The following is a 3,263-nucleotide window of genomic DNA, read 5'->3' as shown; positions in this document are numbered from 1 at the left end:
GCGGGCTGTGAAAGGGATTTATACCTTATTATATAGGCCAATCCAACCATTGGTTACACCTTAATAATATATGGTAAAAGTCCTCTTTTGGAGGTGTAGAATTCCGCATGGAAGCATATAAGTTAGAATATATGCAGAACGAAAGGAAAACAATTATTTATATTATTAACAACTAATTTTTATGATTATGAACATGGAAAAAGAAATGAAGTATGATGCTCCGGAGGTATTGGTTCTAGAAGTAGAAGTGGAGAAAGGCTTCGAAGCAAGTCTCAATGGTGAAAATGACAAAGGTACGGGATGGTAACCCCGACAACCAAGGCTGATTTGATGAATCCTTTAATAACAAATATTTATTATTAAGTGAAAATGAAAACAAAACATTTATTCTCGGCTGCAATGCTTACCGCACTGTTTGCCGCTTGCTCTAACGAAGAGCTCGTAAACCAAACAACACCGAATGTGGCGAACGACGGTCGCCCGATGGTGGAAAACGTGAAGCTGAACTTTGGCAAAGCTGCAGAAGGTGAAGCTGATACACGTATCAATTTCGATCCCCAGACGGGTGAGTACGCTTGGGTGAACGGGGATAAGGTAGGCGCCTTGCTGATGGATGACATCAAAGCAAATGAACGCCCCTACGAGGACCCGGAAGCGTGGGCCAAACTGTCCTGGACTGAAAAGTACGGTCTGATTGATTATATCCATACGGATTATCCGTTTGTATATGACGCGACCAACAAGACTTGGAACAGCAATGCCGCCATGCTGGAAGGTAACTACTTCTTCGTGTCCCCTTACGAAGGTTACAACTCTAAGAGACAGCTGGTTCACTCCATCGCAGGCCAGACGCAGAAAGACGGTTCTCTCGATGCTACCGCCAAGGCATTCGGCCAGAACCAGTACTGGATTGGATATTCCCAGATTAAGGAAGGCAACAAGACTGCCGAAGCGCTGACAACCGTGGAAATGACCCGCGTATTGGCTCCTATCCGCTTCACAATCAAGATGATTGGTACGCAGACTTATAAGGTGAATAAGATTACGGTGCAGGGCGCTGACGTCAGAACTTTGCTGACTATCGACCCGACCTGCGGCTTTAACCAATTGGACGGTCAGACAGCTTCTGTAGGTTACACAGGTGAAAACGGCCAGGGAATGTATAATCTTGAAAACGGTAGTGGAACTGACACGAAGCACTTCAACTATGCCAACTACATCTATGCCCAGAATACTGCTGAGAATGCAGACATGAAGGACGAAGTGTACGACCATACAGCAGCCGTGACTGCAGCCGACAACCGTGTATTCAACATTGACGATGAAACCAACTACGACCGTTTCAACGCATTGCGCGCCATTGTTGATGCCGAAAGCGTGAAGACTGACGAAGTGCAGTATGCCGAAATGTCTTACGAGACAGAACAAGAACTGAAAGCAAATGGCGCGAATGTCGTGAACGGTGTGATTTTCGTTAATCCCGATGCAGCGGTGGATAAAGGTGAATTGACTATGAACATCTACACAGACAAAGGTACCGTTAAGAAAATCGACTTGACGAAGGTCAATGTGGAAGTAAAACCGAATAACGGACAAACTGCTATTACCGACAAGGCTATCACAACGTTGACTCCGTACACCAGCAACGTAGTTAACATCCAGATAGACGACAACTCTGTAGATGCAGCCAACGTATTGGAAATCAACAACAGCAACGACCTTGAACAATTCATCGCTTGGAACGCCAAGATGAACCGTCCTTACGCAGCCGTGTTGAAGAACAACGTGACTCTGACCAAGGACATGGTTGAAGCATTGCGTGCTGCCAAGAAGGCAAATGCGGACAATGAACTGATTGTAACTTTGGGCAAGACATCACCTGCACCTGAAGCCCGCAAGCTGATTATTGCAGCCGACGCGCCTGCCGACGTATTCGAATTCGTGAACTTGAATGCCGGAACATTCGACATCGAGAACAACGGGAATCATGCAGAAACCATCACAGGTGTTGACGTGGAAGTGCTGGGTACTGTGACTCTCGATACTGACAAAGCTATCGGACTGCCGGTTTCTACCAAGAAGATTACTGTAGCCAAGGGTGCCACAATGAACATTGCAAAAGCAGACATAAGCGACGTTCTGGATATTGAAAACAACGGTACTATAGCCATGGCTGCCGGTACTTCTGCCAAGAATGTGAAGATTGTGAGCAGCGAAAAGGCTGAAATGACCATCGCCGGTGAATTGCAATTTGCTACTGGCAGTGAAAACTCCGGTAAGATTGCCGTTGCTGCGACTGGCCAATTGCAAGGAACTACTGGCAAGAATTTCACCAACAAGGGCCTTATCGAGAACAAGGGTAGCATCTGGAATATTGTAAACGCTGATGTTGAGACAGCCATTGTCAAGACTTCAAGCGAGACCAACCACTTCGCTTCCAACGGTACAGACGCTACGATTGAACTGACTAGCCTGACTGACCGTGTAATAATTGCTACTGCCAATGGCGGACATATCAAGTTTGTAGGTGCAAACCTTGACTTGAATGATGTTACAGCTGCCGGCGTTACAGACTTGGTTGTTTCAGGATACTTGCACGTGGAAAGCGATACTGAAACTGCCACAGTGAAGTCTGTCATAGTAGAAGAAGGTAAGACTGCAACTATCGAAGGAGGTATCTATGATTCTAAAGGAGCTTGGACTGCCGGTGCACAGACACTGAACGTTGCTGCTAATGCTGTATTGGACTTCTCCGGTGATGTTACAATGAACCATTTGAGTGATGCTACAAAAGCTAACGTGAACGTTCTGAAAGGAAGCCTCACTATTGAAAAGGGAACAGTTGCATGTATCCAAGACTTGACTTTGGGTAGCAAGGAAGTCTTCACAGAGTTTGGAGCTACTGTAAACATCAAGAAGGGTGCAACACTGACTGTTGCCGGAACTTTGGCACGTGACATTAATGTGAAAACTGTCAAGCCGGTCATCAACAACGAAGGTACTGCATCAGCTGCAACCAAAACTAACGTGGGAACTGATATTACTGTAAACGGTAATACCATTCAATAATACCAAAAGAAAAGTTCCATAATCACACATTACGGAATTAACATAAAAAATACTTCCCTTGCGCTCCTATAAAGGTTGCGTAAGGGAAGTTTTTTATTAAGTAGACTCATAGATGTTATAGTCGAACAGAATTGGTTTGCGAAAAAATACGGAGTAACTTACTTCTCCTCCTCCGGGGAGGAGGAGTACCCGTA

At 45.3% G+C, this 3,263-nt stretch carries 2 protein-coding genes; both read left to right on the top strand.

Annotated features, from left to right (window positions below):
* Positions 1-181: 181 nt before the first annotated feature.
* Positions 182-307 carry a hypothetical protein gene (locus JCM16496_RS24760; protein WP_262482792.1) on the top strand — a complete coding sequence of 42 codons (126 nt, stop codon included), beginning with the start codon at positions 182-184 and terminating at the stop codon, positions 305-307.
* 62 nt (positions 308-369) lie between these two features.
* Positions 370-3,069 carry a hypothetical protein gene (locus JCM16496_RS20825; protein WP_128809790.1) on the top strand — a complete coding sequence of 900 codons (2,700 nt, stop codon included), beginning with the start codon at positions 370-372 and terminating at the stop codon, positions 3,067-3,069.
* Positions 3,070-3,263: the final 194 nt, after the last annotated feature.

This window comes from Bacteroides rodentium JCM 16496, from assembly GCF_000614125.1.
In the GTDB taxonomy this organism is placed as follows: Bacteria; Bacteroidota; Bacteroidia; order Bacteroidales; family Bacteroidaceae; genus Bacteroides; species Bacteroides rodentium.
The sequence above is the reverse complement of the archived record's forward strand: the minus strand, read 5'-3'. Positions and strand labels throughout refer to the sequence as shown.

Coding starts and splice junctions, on each gene's coding strand:
- JCM16496_RS24760 (WP_262482792.1), top strand. CDS start 182: ATGATTATGAACATGGAAAAAGAAATGAAGTATGATGCTCCGGAGGTA.
- JCM16496_RS20825 (WP_128809790.1), top strand. CDS start 370: ATGAAAACAAAACATTTATTCTCGGCTGCAATGCTTACCGCACTGTTT.